Here is a 13,687-nt window from a genome sequence, read left to right as displayed (position 1 = left end):
CAGGCATCGGGATAACTGGGGGTAAGAATGTCCGACTGGTGGCGTGGCGCCGTGACCTATCAGGTCTATCCCCGGTCGTTCCAGGATGACAATGGCGACGGGGTGGGCGACCTGCCCGGGATCACCCGGCGGCTGGACCATCTTGCGGCGCTGGGCGTGGACGCCCTCTGGCTCTCCCCCTTCTTCCGCAGCCCGATGAAGGACATGGGCTATGACGTCAGCGACTATTGCGACGTCGATCCGGTCTTCGGCACCCTGGCCGATTTCGACGCGCTGGTGGCGCGCGCTCATGATCTGGGGCTGAAGGTCATCATCGACCAGGTGCTCAGCCACACCTCGGACCAGCACCCCTTTTTCGTCGAAAGCCGCAAGGACCGGGTGAACCCAAGGGCCGACTGGTATGTCTGGGCAGATCCCCGGCATGACGGCACCCCGCCCAACAACTGGCTGTCGGTCTTCGGCGGGCCCGCCTGGGCCTGGGACGCGCGGCGCAAGCAGTATTACCTGCACAACTTCCTGGCGGCGCAGCCCGACCTCAACTACCACAACCCCGCCGTCCAGGACTGGGCGCTTTCGGCGATGCGCTTCTGGCTGGAACGCGGGGTGGACGGCTTCCGCTTCGATACCGTCAACTATTTCTTCCACGACCTGCTTCTGCGCGACAATTGCGCCGACTATCGGGTCAAGCCGGAACCCGAGGGCAACCCCTACGGGATGCAGTATCACCTGTTCGACAAGAACCAGCCCGAGAACCTGGCCTGGCTGGAACGCATCCGCAGGCTGCTGGACGACTATGGCGCGGCAAGCGTGGGCGAGATGGGCGAAAGCCACCATGCGATCCGCATGATGGGCGAATACACCGCGCCGGGGCGGCTGCATCAGTGCTATTCCTTCGAACTGATGGGCTACGACTATTCCGCCACCTTCTTCCGTGACCGGATCGAGGGCTTCTTCAAGGGCGCGCCCGACGGCTGGCCGATGTGGGCCTTTTCCAACCACGATGTCGTCCGCCATGCGACGCGCTGGGCCAGACACGCGGCCAGCACCGAGGATCTGGCGAAACAGGCAGCTTCGCTGCTGCTGTCCTTCGAGGGCTCGATCTGCCTCTGGCAGGGCGAGGAACTGGGCCAGACCGACACGCCCCTCGATTTCGAGGAACTGACCGACCCGCAGGGCATCAACTTCTGGCCCGAGCCCATCGGCCGCGACAACACCCGCACGCCGATGGTCTGGGACGCGTCGCCGAACGCGGGCTTCACCAGCGGCAAGCCCTGGCTGCCGGTGAAGGCGGAACAGGCCGCCCGCCATGTCGCCGGGCAGACGGGCGCGCAGGGCTCGGTGCTGGAACACTACCGCGCGGCGCTGGCCTTCCGCAAAGGGTCAGCGGCGCTCAGGACCGGAAGGACGCGCTTCCTCGACCTGCGTGAGCCGGTCCTCGGCTTTGTCCGGGGCGAGGGCGAAGGCGCGCTGCTCTGCCTCTTCAATCTCTCGCCGGTGGCCTTGTCGGTGACCGTGTCGGGCGTCGGCGCACCCACCGGGCCGTCGCTTCACGCAGTCCTGCAAGGTGACCGGCTGACCCTTGGCCCGAACGCGGCGGCCTTCCTGCCGGTGACCGGCACGGTTGCGGTGCACGACTGAAGTCCCCGGTCGGGTGGGGTTGACCCTCACCCTACCTTTCGGTCCACCACACCCCTGCCGGGGGGATCGTCACCCCACCCCATTCGGCAGGAACCGGGTTGTAGTTGAACAGGAAGCGGTGCGTCGCGGTATCCCTGCGGCGCAGTCCTTCGGGCAGCGGGTCGGTCTCGATTCCTTCCGCCGCGCAGGCGCGGTGCAGGATGCGGGTCAGCGCCACCTCGTCCGGCCAACCGCCCAGATAGTGTAGCTTCCCCGCCGCGACCAGCGCCGGCCAGCCGTCCTCGGCCTCTTCGACTGTCTGTGCATTGCCCTCGAGCTTCTCGCGCCAGTTGACCAGCGCGCCGCCTTGCGCCAGCGGCACCGGCACGTCCGGCGGCAGGCTTTCGACCCGCGCGACCACGGCATCCAGTCCGGGCAGGGCGGGCGGCAGCGGGACGGGAATGGCAAAGTCCGGCGTCCTGGAATTGGTCCGCGGCCCCAGGATCGCGGTGCCCTGGAAGGCCGCCAGCGCCGCCTTCAGCTTGTCCGACAGGCTGAACAGCCCCGGGGCCAGCACCAGCCGATAACCCGACAGGTCCGCCGCATCGGGGGGCAGAATGTCCACGTTCAGCCCCAGCCGCCGCAGCCCCTTGTAGATGTGGAACACCAGCCAGAAATAGCTGAAGCTGCGCCCCTGAGGCTGGATCTCCCAGGCCCAGTCCGATTCGTAATCGAACACCAGCGCGACATCCGCCCTGGCCGTGCCCGCGTCCGGCATCGCGGCCAGCTCGCGCGCCACCTGCTCGGCCTCGCCGAAGGCCTGCGCCGGGGCGCTGTCGGGGCGCAGCAGGCCCGCATGCATCTGTTCCTGCGCAAAGGGCGCCTGCCGCCAGCGGAAATAGCAGACCGCCTCGGCGCCATGGGCGAAGGCCTCCCAGGCCCAGAGCCGGGCCATGCCGGGCAGCGGGTCGGGGTTCCAGGGCGCCCAGTTCACCGGGCCCGGCTGCTGTTCCATGATCCACCAGCGGCCCCGCCCCACGGCGCGGTAAAGGTCATGGTGGAAGGCCTGGAAATCCGGGTCCCCCTGCCGCACGAAGCGCCGCTTGTGCTCGGGCTCTGCCGGGATCCGGTCCGACAGGAAGCCCAGCGGATAACTGTCCCAGCTTGCGATATCCAGATCGGCGCCGACCCTGAAGTGATCGAACTCGGTCACCGCGCCCATGTAGTTGTGGGCAATCGGCGCGTCAGAGTGGCGGCGGATGATCTCGACCTGAAGCCGGTTGAAGCTGACCACCTGATCGCTGGAAAAGCGTCGGAAGTCCATCACATGGCTCGGGTTCGGCTCGGTCACCGTCAGGTTCGGCAGGCCGACCTCGCGGAAATCGCGGTATTCCATCGACCAGAACACGTTGCCCCAGGCCCGGTTCAAGGCGTCGGGGGACTGGTATTTCTGCGCCAGCCAGTCCTGGAAGGCCACTTTTGCCGCCTCGGAATAGCTGAGCGTCGTCGCATGGCAGGCATATTCGTTGTCGGTCTGCCAGGCCGCCACATGGGGGTTCCGGCCATAGCGTTCCGCCAGGGCCGTCACGATCCGCGCGCATTCCGCCCGATAGCCCGGATGCGAGAAATCGTAGTGCCGCCGCGAGCCGAAGCCGCGCGCGCGCCCCTCCCGGTCCACCGCCAGCATGTCCGGGTGCCGTTCCAGCATCCAGCGCGGCGGCGTCGCCGTGGGCGTGCCCAGCACCACCTTCAACCCGCGCTTGCCCAGCGTCTCGATCGCCCGGTCCAGCCAGCCCCAGTCATGGCGGCCCGGCTCGGGCTCCATCCGGCTCCAGGCGAACTCGCCGATGCGGACCCAGGTCAGGCCCAGCCGCGCCATGCGGGCGGCATCCTCGGCCCATTGCGCCTCGGGCCAATGTTCGGGGTAGTAACAGACGCCAAGCGTGCGTTTCATAGGGTGACCTGCGGTTCGGGAAGGCCTTTCCCCGCGCCGGGGAAGGCGAAAAGCTGGCCGGAGGCCGGGTGCCGCGCCCGCGCCTCGGCGTCCATGTGTTCCAGCGCGGTGGTGACGTAAAGCGTCGAGAGGTCCGGCCCGCCGAAGGCCGGGCAGGACGATTGCGGCGCGCCCGGCGTCTCCACGGCATGCAGAAACACCCCGTCCGGCGCGTAGCAGGCCACGCGCCCGGCGCCCCACTGCGCATTCCAGAAGCGCCCCTCGGCGTCGATCACTGCCCCGTCCGGGTTCAGCCCTGCGCGTTCCAGATCCAGCCAGACCTCGGGCTCACCCACCGGCCAGCCCGCCGCGTCCAGCGCGACCTTCATCACCTTGCCCGTCGCCGTATCGGCGAAATGCGCGGCCCTTCCGTCCGGCGTGAAGCAGATCGCGTTCGGGATGGTGATGCCGGGAAACAGCTGGCGCAGCTCGCCCCGATACCAGCGCCAGATCGCGCCCGCGCCCTTCTGGGCCCTTTTCCCCATCGTCCCGAACCAGAACCCGCCCTGCCGATCCGCGCGGCCGTCGTTCGACCGGGTGTCCGGCGTGCCAGCCTCTGCCACGGCGGTCCGCTCGCCAGAGGACAGGTTCAGCCGGAAGAGACCCGTCTCGCAGGCCACCAGCAGCTCCTCCGCGCTGATCCAGCCTGCCGCAGAGACATAGTCCGCGAAGGTCCAGGACCGGGATTGCGAATGAAGAGTCCGGTTCAGGATGTCGAACCAGAACAGTTGTTCACGAACCGGGTGCCACAGCGGCCCCTCGCCCAACTCGCACGGGCGTGCATCGAAGATCATGCGAACACCTCGTCATAGGCAGCCACGATGGCCTTGGCGCGTGAGGCGATCTCGGCGGTGGACAGGCCCGGCGTATAAAGCGCCGTCCCGATCCCGAACCCCTGCGCCCCCGCCTTCGCCCAATCGGCAAAGTTCGCAGGCCCCGCCCCGCCCACGGCATAGACCGGCAGGTCCTTCGGCAGCACTGCGCGGATCGCCTTCAGCCCCTCGGGCCCGATCAGACTGCCGGGGAACAGCTTCAGCCCCGTTGCCCCCGCCCTGATCGCCGCGAAACACTCGGTCGGCGTCATCACCCCCGGCCAGGAGGCCATGCCCGCCGCCACCGTCGCCCGGATCACCTCGACATCCGCGTTCGGAGACACGACCAGCGTCCCGCCCGCCGCCTTGACACGGGCGACCTCCTCGACCGTCAGCACCGTCCCCGCGCCGATTTCGGCCCCCGGCACGGCGGCCACCATCGCCGCGATGGACGCGAACGGATCGGGCGAGTTCAACGGCACCTCGATCCGGGTGATCCCCGCCGCGACCAGAGCGCGCGCGGCTTCGGCGGCCTCGGGCGGGGTGATCCCGCGCAGGATGGCGATCAGGTTGCGATGGGTCATCTGGTCCTCTCGGTCTGCCGGATCAGCGAGGCAAGCCCGGCCAGAGTGCAGTCGGTGGCGGGCAGGCGCTGTGCGGCCACGCCCTGCGCCGCCAGCGCGCGGGCATAGGCCGCCGACAGGGTCTCGGCCCCGATCAGCGTCACGCGCTGGCCCAGCCAGTAGGGCCGGGCTGCCGCGAGTTCCGTCCCGATCAGAAGGCCCGACAGCCGTGCCCGCGCTGCCGCCGCCGACAGCCCCGCGATCAGCCCCTCGGCACGCAGGGAGAACAGCCGCGCGCCCAGCCGTTCCGGCCGCGACAGCGCATCTGCCACGGCCCCATCGAAGGCCGCATCGTCCCAGCCCCCGCCCTGCATTCCATGCCGCAGGACCGAGGATTCGGACAGCAGCGCGAACATCTCGCCGGTCATGAAGGTCTGGAAACTGACCACCTCGCCCGCGCTGATGTGCGCCCATTTGGAATGGGTTCCGGGCAGGCACAGCACACCGTCATAGCCCGGCATCAGGTGCAGCGCCCCGGCGATCTGGGTCTCCTCGCCGCGCATCACGTCGGCGGGCCGGATCTGCTTCAGCCCCGGCGCGATGCTGACCCGCAGCCGCGGATCGGTCGTCGGCGCCATGACCAGCGCGGCCGGATCAAGCGGCGTGCAGGGCACGGCGCGATAGGGCGCCTCGCACCAGCCCTGACGGCTGCCCACCATGCCGCAGGCGATGACCGACGGCCGACCCTCCAGCCAGGGCGCGATCAGACGCAGTAATGCGGGCTCGAACCCGTCGCGCGTCAGTTTCCCCATGCCGTCGTCCGACGACGCCTCGGCCAGCACACGCCCATCCGCCGACATGGCAAAGGCGCGCAGGTTCGACGTGCCCCAGTCGACGGCGATCCAGTCCGGCGTCTCGGTTTCGGTCATGACGAGATGAACCCTCCGTCCAGCACCAGGGTCTGCGAGGTCATCATGCGCGAAGCGTTCGAGGCCAGGAACAGGACCGCGCCCGCCATGTCCTCGGGCTGGATCGGGTCGGGCAGACACTGGCGGGCCAGATGGGCGGACAGGGCCTCGGGGGTGACCCAAAGCTCTTTCTGCCGTTCGGTCAGCACCCAGCCGGGCGCGATGGCGTTGACGCGGATGCGATCGGGGCCGAACTCGCGCGCCAGCGTCCGGGTCAGCCCGACGATCCCGGCATTGGCGGTGATGTAGGCGGCATAGCCCTTGTCGGCCATCATGAAGCTGATCGAGGAGAAGTTGATGATCGACCCGCCGCCCGCCGCCTTCATCCCCGGAATCACCGACTGGCAGGCAAAGAAATACGACCGCAGGTTCACCGCCATCGACCAGTCCCAGAAGGCCTGATCGGTTTTCAGCGTCTCGTGGCGTGTGTCGTTCGCGGCGTTGTTCACCAGGACGGTGATGTCCCCGTGCACCTTTGCGGCCGTCGCCAGCGTCAGTTGCAACTGGTCGGTGACAGAGATGTCGCAGGGCAGGAACAGGGGCCGATTGCCGGTGGCGGCCTCCATCGCATCGCAGAATGGCGTGGCATCCGACCGCTGGCAGAAGGCCACCTTTGCGCCCTGGCGCAGGAAGGCCTCGGTCAGGGCCGCGCCGATACCCGACCCGCCTCCGGTGATGAAGACCGACGCGCCGCGCAGGTCGGGGAACGTGGCACCTTCGGTCATTTCACCGCCCCCAGCGTCAGGCCGGCGATGAAGTGCTTCTGCATCAGGAAGAACATCGCCACCGGCGGCAGGGCCGCAAGGATCGATCCGGCGCTGACCAGATGCCATTGCGCGATCCACTGGCCGTTGAGGCTGGACAGCCCCGCCGTGATCGGCTGGCTGTCCACACCTTGCGTCAGCACGGTGGCCCAGAAGAAATCGTTCCAGATGAAGGTGAAGACCAGCACCGACAGCGCCGCGATGGCGGGCCGCATCAGCGGCAGCACGATATACCAGAAGATGCGCCATTCGCTGACGCCTTCCACCCTTGCCGCCTCGATCAGTTCAAACGGCAGCGCCTTGATGAAGTTGCGCATGAACAGGGTGCAGAACCCGGTCTGGAACGCGATGTGGAACAGCGCGAGCCCATACCAGGTGTTGTACATGCCCAAATTCAGCGTCATGTCGCGGACCGGGACCATCAGGATCTGGAACGGGACGAAGTTCCCCGCCACGAACATGAAGAACACCAGGATGTTCGCCCGGAACCCGTAGACCGCCAGCGCGAACCCGGTCATCAGCGACAGGCTGACCGCGCCGATCACCGTGGGGATCGTCACCCACAGCGAGTTCACCATGTACTTGCCGATAGGCGTCTTGGTGAAGATGAAGACGTAGTTCTCCCAGGCGATGCCGGAGGGCATGCCGAAGTAGTTGCCCTGCGCCAGGTCCGAGGCCGGGCGCAGCGAGGTGAGGGCGACACCGAGCAGCGGGAACAGCCACAGGATCAGCGCCACGGGCAGGGCGATGGTGTAGACCCACTGCGCGACGGGCGAGGATTTCTGGATCGGACGCGGAAACATCTCAGCGCTCCCTCTCGTCGCGCCACATCTTCCAGATGAAGCCCGAAATGAAGATCATCATGATGGCGAACAGCACCACGGCAATCGCCGCGCCATAGCCCATGCGGAAGCCGTATTCGCCGAGCGCCATCTCGAACATGTAGTAGGACAGCACGCGGGACGACCCGAACGGCCCGCCGTTCGTCATGATCGACACCAGGTCGAACGACCGCAGCGCGCCGATCACAGTCACGATCACCGCGATGAACGTGGCCGGGCGCAACTGCGGCAGCACCACATACCACAGCATCCGCCAGCCCTTGGCCCCGTCCAGCCGTGCCGCCTCGATCTGGTCGGGGGCGACGTTGTTCAGGCCGGTGAGATACAGGATCATCACATAGGCGATCTGCGGCCAGAGGCCCGCGGCGATGATGCCGTAGGTCACGAGGTTCGGATCGGCCAGCACCGCGACCCCCTTGCCGGTGATGGATTCGATCAGCTTGTAGAACAGCCCGAAGTTCGGCGCGTAGAACCAGCTGAAGATCAGGCCGACGACGACCTGGCTGATGACGAAGGGAAAGAAGAACAGGGACTTGTAGAGACGAATGCCCCTAACGGTCTGGTTCAGGAAGATCGCGATGAACAGCCCCGCCGGCAGCGCCAGCATGTAGAGGACCAGCCATTTCAGGTTGTTCCACAGGCTGGTGGTGAAGGCCGGGTCGGTCATCAGTTCCCGGTAGTTCCCCATGCCGACAAAACGCCCGGTGAAGTTGCCGTCCCGGTCGTAAAGCCCGTTCCAGTCGTAGAACGACAGCGTCACGCTTTCGACGATGGGCCACAGCACATAGACCGTGAACATGAACAGACCCGGCGCAAGGAACAGCCATGGGGCCACCGTCCTCTGCGTCCAGCGCCGTGGTGTCGAAGCTGCCTCTGCCATGTTCCCCCCCCGGAAAACGAAAAGGCGCCCCCCGCGAACGGAGGGCGCCAGAATCAGCTTACTGCGGATAAAGCCGCGTGCGGGCCTGTTCCAGCCGCGCCAGGATCGCCTCGCGCTGTTCGGGCTGCACCAGGAACTGCTGGAAGCCTTCCATGCCGACCTTGGCATATTCGGCATCCGCGTCGCGGTCCCAGAACTGGGCGATGCCGCCCGTCGCGGTGGACAGCGCCTCGAACCCGGCCACCAGGAACGGGTCATCCGCCGGAACACTCGCGTTCTTGTTCGTGGGCAGCTGGCCCACCGCCGTGTTCCACTTCGACTGCGCCTCGGCGCTGGCCATGTAGGCCAGGAACTTCTTCGCATCCTCGGGGTTCTTCGCGCCCGAGGTCAGGTGGATCGTGTCGGTCGGCGCTTCCTCGGCCCGCGGGATGCCGGGGGTGATCTCCGGGAACACCATGAAGCCCAGGTTGTCGTTCGTCATCCCGCCTTCCTTGAAGACGCCGACGGCGAAGTTGCCCATCACGTAGTTCGCAGCCTTGCCCTGCACCAAGAGAGCCGCCGCATCCTGCCAGTCGATCGCGGCATGGTTCTCGGTGACGTAAGGTTGCAGCTTGCCGAAGTTGTCGAACACCGCCGCCACTTCCGGCGAGGTCCAGCTGACCTTGCCCGCCGCCAGATCGCTGTGGAACTGGTAGCCGTTGGTACGCATCGACACATAGTCGAAGATCCCCGCCACCGGCCACAGCGCCGACGAGCCCGTGGTCACGCAGTCGATGCCTGCCGCCTTGAACTTCTCGCAGTTGGCCAGGAACTGATCCCAGGTCACGCCTTCCGGCCCCGGCACCTCGACCCCCGCCGCCTTGTAGGCGTCGCGGTTGTAGTAGATGCCCCACTGATAATAGGTGTAGGGGATGGCGTAGAACTTGCCGTCGATCGAGGCCGAGGACACCGACGAGGCCAGCGCCTCCTTCAGCCCGTTCTCTTCCCAGACGTCCGAGATATCGGCAAACAGCCCGGCTTCCACGAAGGGCCGCATCCGGTTCGCGGCATACCAGTTGGCCAGATCCGGCGGGTTCGCGGTCAGGAAGTTGCGGATCGCGTTCTTGTAGGCTTCGTGGTCGAAGTTGGTCATCTGAACGTCGATGTCGGGGTTCGCGGCCTCGAAATCGGCGATCAGGGCCTCGGCCGCGGCCAGCGGAATCGGGTCGTAGTCCGCATTCCAGGTAACGACGCGCTGCTGCGCGAAGGCCGAAGTGGACAGCATGAGCGCCGCCCCGAGCGTCACAGCGCCCGTCAGTTTGTGAACCATGGTTTCCTCCCGTTTGGTTTCACTATTTGAAACTTAGTCTTGAATATTGAAAACTATGTCGGCTATCCTCTATCCTGTCAACAACGACGTTCCGGGGAGGGGACGATGGGGGCAGAGGGAAATGCCGACGGCACGGTGGGCAAGGCGCTGGATGTCCTGGACATGGTGGCCCGCCATGGCCGCCCCGTGCGCTTCTCCGATCTGCTGACGCAATCGGCCTATCCCAAGGCCACGCTCTACCGCCTGTTGCAGACCCTGACGCATCAGGGAATGCTGACGCTCGACCCCGACACCGGCACCTATGCACTTGGCGTCCGGCTTGTCCGGCTGGCGCATGCCGCCTGGTCGCAATCCTCGCTCGCCCCGATCGCGCGGCCCTATCTCGATGAACTGGCACGCGAAACCGGCGAGACGATCCATCTGGCCCAGCTCGATCTCGGCCAGGTCCTCTATGTGGACAAACGCAACGCCGCCCGGCCGGTCGAGATGTTCGCCCAGGCCGGCAAGGTCGGCCCGGCCTACTGCACCGGGGTGGGCAAGGCGATGCTTGCGTTCCTGCCGCCCGAGGCGCTGGAGGCGGCGCTCGCCCGCCAGTCCTTCCACCGCTTCACGCCCCACACCCTCGCCTCGCGCGAGGCGCTGCTGGAGGAGCTGGAGGCGATTCGGAAACGTGGCCATGCCTGGGACCGGGAGGAACACGAGGCGGGAATCATCTGCTGCGCCGTCCCGATTCTCTCGCGTCAGGGCCGGGCGATGGGGGCCTTGTCGATCACTTCGACCACGGCGCGGACGACTTTGGACGCACTGGGGACGCTGGCGCCAAGGATCAGGGACATCGCGGCGAAGATCGCTGCGGAAGCGGAAAGCTGGCGCTTTCCGGAACAGGTTTGAACGGGGGAAGGAAAACCCATGACGGGAGTGACGCTGGAAGGTGTCGTCAAGCGCTTTGGCGACGTGCAGGTGATCCACGGGGTCAACCTGACGGTGGAGGACGGCGAGTTCTGCGTTTTCGTCGGCCCCTCGGGCTGCGGGAAATCGACGCTGCTGCGGATGATCGCGGGGCTGGAGGAGACAAGCTCCGGCAGCATCCGCATCGGCGCGCGGGACGTGACCTATATCGACCCCTCGGAACGGGGCGTCGCGATGGTGTTCCAGACCTATGCTCTTTATCCCCACATGACGGTGGCGGAAAACATGGGTTTCGGTCTGAAGATGACCGGCCATCCCCGGGCCGAGATCGACCGCAAGGTCGCCGAGGCCGCCCGCATCCTGAAGCTGGAGCCGCTTCTGGACCGCAAGCCCAAGGCGCTCTCGGGCGGCCAGCGCCAGCGCGTCGCCATCGGCCGCGCCATCGTCCGCGGGCCGGAGGTGTTCCTGTTCGACGAACCGCTTTCCAACCTCGACGCCGAGTTGCGGGTGGAGATGCGGGTGGAGATCGCCAGGCTCCACCGCGAAATCGGGGCGACGATGATCTACGTCACCCATGACCAGGTCGAGGCGATGACGCTCGCCGACAAGATCGTGGTGCTGCGCGCGGGACGGATCGAACAGGTCGGCAAGCCGCTCGACCTTTACAACAACCCCGACAACCGCTTTGTGGCGGGCTTCATCGGCAGTCCGGCGATGAACTTCGTGGCCGGGGTGGCCGAGGCCGGGTCGGTGGCAACCCGGGGCCTTGGCCAGGTGGCGACCTCTGTCGCGCTTCCCGCGAAGGGCGCCGAAGTGACCGTCGGCCTGCGTCCGCAGCACCTGAAGATCGGCCCCGGCGACACGCACCGGGTGGAGCTGACCGAGGCTCTGGGCGGGGTGTCCTATGTCCACCTTTCCGCGCCCTCGGGCGAAAAGCTGATCGTGGAACGTCATGATCAGGTGAGCCTGGAGCCGGGCGCGATGGTGGGCCTCAGCTTCGACGTCCGGGACGCGATGCTGTTCGACAAGGACGGCCTGCGGCTGCGCTAGCCATATCGCTCGTCGTTCGCCTTCGGCTCCTCCTCGCCAGGCCCCAAGCGACGGGAAGCCGAAGGCGAATGAGGAGCCGCCGGTTAACGAACGCTGAACGCCCGCAGCCAACGCATTGATTTTCAACGACCCGCAAGGCTGACCACGCGTGGTGCGCCCCTAGTGCCCCGCCAGGAACTTCTCGGCATCCAGCGCCGCCATGCAGCCCATCCCGGCACTCGTCACCGCCTGCCGGTAGATGTGGTCCGTCAGGTCCCCCGCCGCGAAGACCCCGGGGATCGCCGTCCGGGTGGACCCGGGCTCCACCACCACATAGCCCCCCGAATGCAGGGGCAGCTGGTCCTTCACCAGCTCTGACGCCGGCGCATGCCCGATGGCCACGAAGAATCCGTCGCAGGGGATGACCGACTCGGCCCCCGTCTTCACATTCCTGACCCGCACCCCCGTCACCCCCAAGGGGGCCTCGGTCCCCAGGATCTCCGTCACTTCCGTATCCCAGACCACCGCGATCTTCGGGTTCCTGAACAGCCGGTCCTGCATGATCTTCTCGGCCCGGAACGTGTCCCGCCGATGCACCACCGTCACCTTCGACGCGAAGTTGGTCAGGAACAGCGCCTCTTCCACGGCCGTATTGCCGCCCCCGATCACCACGACCTCTTTCCCGCGATAGAAGAAGCCGTCGCAGGTCGCGCAGGCCGACACGCCGAAGCCCTTGAACTTCTCCTCGCTCGGCAGCCCCAGCCACTTGGCCTGCGCCCCCGTTGCCAGGATCACCGCGTCTGCCGTATAGGTCGTCCCGCTGTCCGCCGCCGCCACGAAGGGCCGCTGCGACAGGTCCAGACTGGTGATGTAGTCCGAGATCACCTCGGCCCCCATCGCGCGGGCATGTTCCTCCATCCGCGCCATCAGGTCCGGCCCCTGTACCGAATGGTCGCCAGGCCAGTTTTCCACCTCGGTCGTGATGGTCAGCTGGCCACCGGGCTGCAAGCCCTGGATCAGGATCGGGTTCAGCATCGCGCGGGCCGAATAGACCGCCGCCGTATAGCCCGCCGGGCCGGAGCCGATGATCAGAACCCGTGTATGCCGCGTGTCGCCCATGTCGTCCCCCAATTGTCGGACCCCGATATAGCCACGCGGGGCAGAGGCGGAAAGCCCCTGCATCGCGGGATTGCCGCCCGCGCAGAACTTGCCGGAGGAAGGTTTTCTTGCGGCAGGTTGAAACATTATTGCGCCGGACAGGCCCCGCGCGTAAGTAAGTCGCGAACAGGAGGCATCATGGTCGCGCACAAGCTGGATTCCATCGACCGCCAGATTCTGGCCGAGTTGCAGGCAGATGGCCGGATGACCAACGTCGAGCTTGCCAGTCGGGTGGGCATTTCGGCTCCGCCCTGCCTGCGCCGGGTGCGGGTGCTGGAGGAACAGGGCTACATCCGCGGCTATCACGCAGACATCAACGCCCGCGAACTGGGCTTCGAGGTCCAGGTCTTCGCGATGGTCCGGCTGGATTCACAGGCCGAGGCGGACCTTTCGGCCTTCGAGGCCCGCTGCAAGGCCTGGCCGCTTGTCCGCGAATGTCACATGCTGAACGGCGAGATCGACTTCATCCTGAAATGCGTCTCGCCCGATCTGTCCAGCTTTCAAAGCTTCCTGACCGAAGAGCTTCTACGCGCCGATCATGTCGCCAACGTCAAGACCAGCCTGGTGATCCGCTGTGCCAAGGACGAGCCCGGCCTGCCCTTCGACGTGCTGGAGGCGCGGCTGGCGAAATCCGCCTGAGCCTCAGCGGGCGGCGTCGCTGAGCTGCCGGGTCGCCGATTTCAGGCGCATGGCAAAGCCCTTCTGACCCGCAACCGCGGTCCGGCCCGAGGTCTGCCGCACGGTCGCGCGCGCCAGCACGCGGCTGTCGGTCCCGTCGCCCACGGCTTCAAGGATCGAAAGGATCCAGCGGCGCTTGGTCTTCATCTGGATGATCATCGCAAT

General features: G+C 66.7%; 14 protein-coding genes. 4 read left to right on the top strand and 10 right to left on the bottom strand.

Annotated features, from left to right (window positions below; translation table 11 throughout):
• Positions 1-27: 27 nt before the first annotated feature.
• Positions 28-1,638, top strand: coding sequence for an alpha-amylase family glycosyl hydrolase (locus tag G8O29_RS05940; RefSeq protein ID WP_166402316.1), 1,611 nt, complete (start codon positions 28-30; stop codon positions 1,636-1,638).
• Positions 1,639-1,669: 31 nt separating this feature from the next.
• On the opposite strand, the gene G8O29_RS05935 is transcribed toward G8O29_RS05940, so the two are convergent.
• Genes G8O29_RS05935 through G8O29_RS05900 form a run of 8 tightly spaced genes read right to left on the bottom strand, consistent with a single transcriptional unit; the run spans position 1,670 to position 9,748 of the window.
• Positions 1,670-3,571, bottom strand: a complete 1,902-nt coding sequence (locus tag G8O29_RS05935) for a beta-galactosidase (protein WP_166402315.1) — start codon at positions 3,569-3,571, stop codon at positions 1,670-1,672.
• A complete protein-coding gene (locus tag G8O29_RS05930; protein WP_166402314.1) occupies positions 3,568-4,404 on the bottom strand; it encodes an SMP-30/gluconolactonase/LRE family protein in 837 nt (278 codons plus the stop codon). The genes G8O29_RS05935 and G8O29_RS05930 overlap by 4 nt, the downstream gene beginning before the upstream one ends.
• Complete coding sequence (locus tag G8O29_RS05925) at positions 4,401-5,006, bottom strand: 2-dehydro-3-deoxy-6-phosphogalactonate aldolase (RefSeq protein WP_166402313.1); 606 nt, start codon at positions 5,004-5,006, stop codon at positions 4,401-4,403. Before G8O29_RS05925 ends, G8O29_RS05930 begins: the two co-directional genes overlap by 4 nt.
• Complete coding sequence (locus G8O29_RS05920; protein WP_166402312.1) at positions 5,003-5,914, bottom strand: 2-dehydro-3-deoxygalactonokinase; 912 nt, start codon at positions 5,912-5,914, stop codon at positions 5,003-5,005. The genes G8O29_RS05925 and G8O29_RS05920 overlap by 4 nt, the downstream gene beginning before the upstream one ends.
• The gene (locus tag G8O29_RS05915; protein ID WP_166402311.1) at positions 5,911-6,678 is read right to left on the bottom strand and encodes an SDR family NAD(P)-dependent oxidoreductase; all 768 of its coding nucleotides are present in this window, start codon (positions 6,676-6,678) and stop codon (positions 5,911-5,913) included. Before G8O29_RS05915 ends, G8O29_RS05920 begins: the two co-directional genes overlap by 4 nt.
• Positions 6,675-7,520, bottom strand: a complete 846-nt coding sequence (locus tag G8O29_RS05910) for a carbohydrate ABC transporter permease (protein WP_166402310.1) — start codon at positions 7,518-7,520, stop codon at positions 6,675-6,677. Before G8O29_RS05910 ends, G8O29_RS05915 begins: the two co-directional genes overlap by 4 nt.
• Before the next feature lies 1 nt (position 7,521).
• Positions 7,522-8,439: a carbohydrate ABC transporter permease gene (locus G8O29_RS05905; protein ID WP_242678920.1), complete on the bottom strand. Its 918-nt coding sequence runs from the start codon at positions 8,437-8,439 to the stop codon at positions 7,522-7,524.
• Between the two features lie 58 nt (positions 8,440-8,497).
• Positions 8,498-9,748: an ABC transporter substrate-binding protein gene (locus G8O29_RS05900; RefSeq protein ID WP_166402309.1), complete on the bottom strand. Its 1,251-nt coding sequence runs from the start codon at positions 9,746-9,748 to the stop codon at positions 8,498-8,500.
• A gap of 105 nt (positions 9,749-9,853) precedes the next feature.
• Here G8O29_RS05900 and G8O29_RS05895 point away from each other — a divergent pair, with 105 nt between their 5' ends.
• Entirely contained in the window at positions 9,854-10,639 is a 786-nt protein-coding gene (locus G8O29_RS05895) for an IclR family transcriptional regulator (RefSeq protein WP_166402308.1), read from the top strand.
• Between the two features lie 18 nt (positions 10,640-10,657).
• Positions 10,658-11,707, top strand: a complete 1,050-nt coding sequence (locus G8O29_RS05890) for an ABC transporter ATP-binding protein (protein ID WP_166402307.1) — start codon at positions 10,658-10,660, stop codon at positions 11,705-11,707.
• A gap of 159 nt (positions 11,708-11,866) precedes the next feature.
• Here G8O29_RS05890 and trxB read toward each other — a convergent pair whose 3' ends face one another.
• The gene (gene trxB / locus G8O29_RS05885; RefSeq protein WP_166402449.1) at positions 11,867-12,805 is read right to left on the bottom strand and encodes a thioredoxin-disulfide reductase; all 939 of its coding nucleotides are present in this window, start codon (positions 12,803-12,805) and stop codon (positions 11,867-11,869) included.
• A gap of 177 nt (positions 12,806-12,982) precedes the next feature.
• Here trxB and G8O29_RS05880 point away from each other — a divergent pair, with 177 nt between their 5' ends.
• On the top strand, positions 12,983-13,483 hold the full coding sequence (locus G8O29_RS05880; protein WP_166402306.1) for an Lrp/AsnC family transcriptional regulator: 501 nt from the start codon (positions 12,983-12,985) through the stop codon (positions 13,481-13,483).
• Between the two features lie 3 nt (positions 13,484-13,486).
• Here the strand turns inward: G8O29_RS05880 and G8O29_RS05875 are convergent, their stop codons facing one another.
• Positions 13,487-13,681 carry a hypothetical protein gene (locus tag G8O29_RS05875; protein WP_166402305.1) on the bottom strand — a complete coding sequence of 65 codons (195 nt, stop codon included), beginning with the start codon at positions 13,679-13,681 and terminating at the stop codon, positions 13,487-13,489.
• Between the last annotated feature and the right edge of the window lie 6 nt (positions 13,682-13,687).

Origin of the sequence: Rhodobacter calidifons, assembly GCF_011174775.1 — a bacterium.
GTDB classification, from domain to species: Bacteria; Pseudomonadota; Alphaproteobacteria; order Rhodobacterales; family Rhodobacteraceae; genus Tabrizicola; species Tabrizicola calidifons.
The sequence above is the reverse complement of the archived record's forward strand: the minus strand, read 5'-3'. Positions and strand labels throughout refer to the sequence as shown.

Coding starts and splice junctions, on each gene's coding strand:
- G8O29_RS05920 (WP_166402312.1), bottom strand. CDS start 5,914: ATGACCGAAACCGAGACGCCGGACTGGATCGCCGTCGACTGGGGCACG.
- G8O29_RS05925 (WP_166402313.1), bottom strand. CDS start 5,006: ATGACCCATCGCAACCTGATCGCCATCCTGCGCGGGATCACCCCGCCC.
- G8O29_RS05940 (WP_166402316.1), top strand. CDS start 28: ATGTCCGACTGGTGGCGTGGCGCCGTGACCTATCAGGTCTATCCCCGG.
- G8O29_RS05900 (WP_166402309.1), bottom strand. CDS start 9,748: ATGGTTCACAAACTGACGGGCGCTGTGACGCTCGGGGCGGCGCTCATG.
- G8O29_RS05910 (WP_166402310.1), bottom strand. CDS start 7,520: ATGTTTCCGCGTCCGATCCAGAAATCCTCGCCCGTCGCGCAGTGGGTC.
- G8O29_RS05895 (WP_166402308.1), top strand. CDS start 9,854: ATGGGGGCAGAGGGAAATGCCGACGGCACGGTGGGCAAGGCGCTGGAT.
- G8O29_RS05890 (WP_166402307.1), top strand. CDS start 10,658: ATGACGGGAGTGACGCTGGAAGGTGTCGTCAAGCGCTTTGGCGACGTG.
- G8O29_RS05875 (WP_166402305.1), bottom strand. CDS start 13,681: ATGATCATCCAGATGAAGACCAAGCGCCGCTGGATCCTTTCGATCCTT.
- G8O29_RS05915 (WP_166402311.1), bottom strand. CDS start 6,678: ATGACCGAAGGTGCCACGTTCCCCGACCTGCGCGGCGCGTCGGTCTTC.
- G8O29_RS05930 (WP_166402314.1), bottom strand. CDS start 4,404: ATGATCTTCGATGCACGCCCGTGCGAGTTGGGCGAGGGGCCGCTGTGG.
- G8O29_RS05905 (WP_242678920.1), bottom strand. CDS start 8,439: ATGGCAGAGGCAGCTTCGACACCACGGCGCTGGACGCAGAGGACGGTG.
- G8O29_RS05880 (WP_166402306.1), top strand. CDS start 12,983: ATGGTCGCGCACAAGCTGGATTCCATCGACCGCCAGATTCTGGCCGAG.
- trxB (WP_166402449.1), bottom strand. CDS start 12,805: ATGGGCGACACGCGGCATACACGGGTTCTGATCATCGGCTCCGGCCCG.
- G8O29_RS05935 (WP_166402315.1), bottom strand. CDS start 3,571: ATGAAACGCACGCTTGGCGTCTGTTACTACCCCGAACATTGGCCCGAG.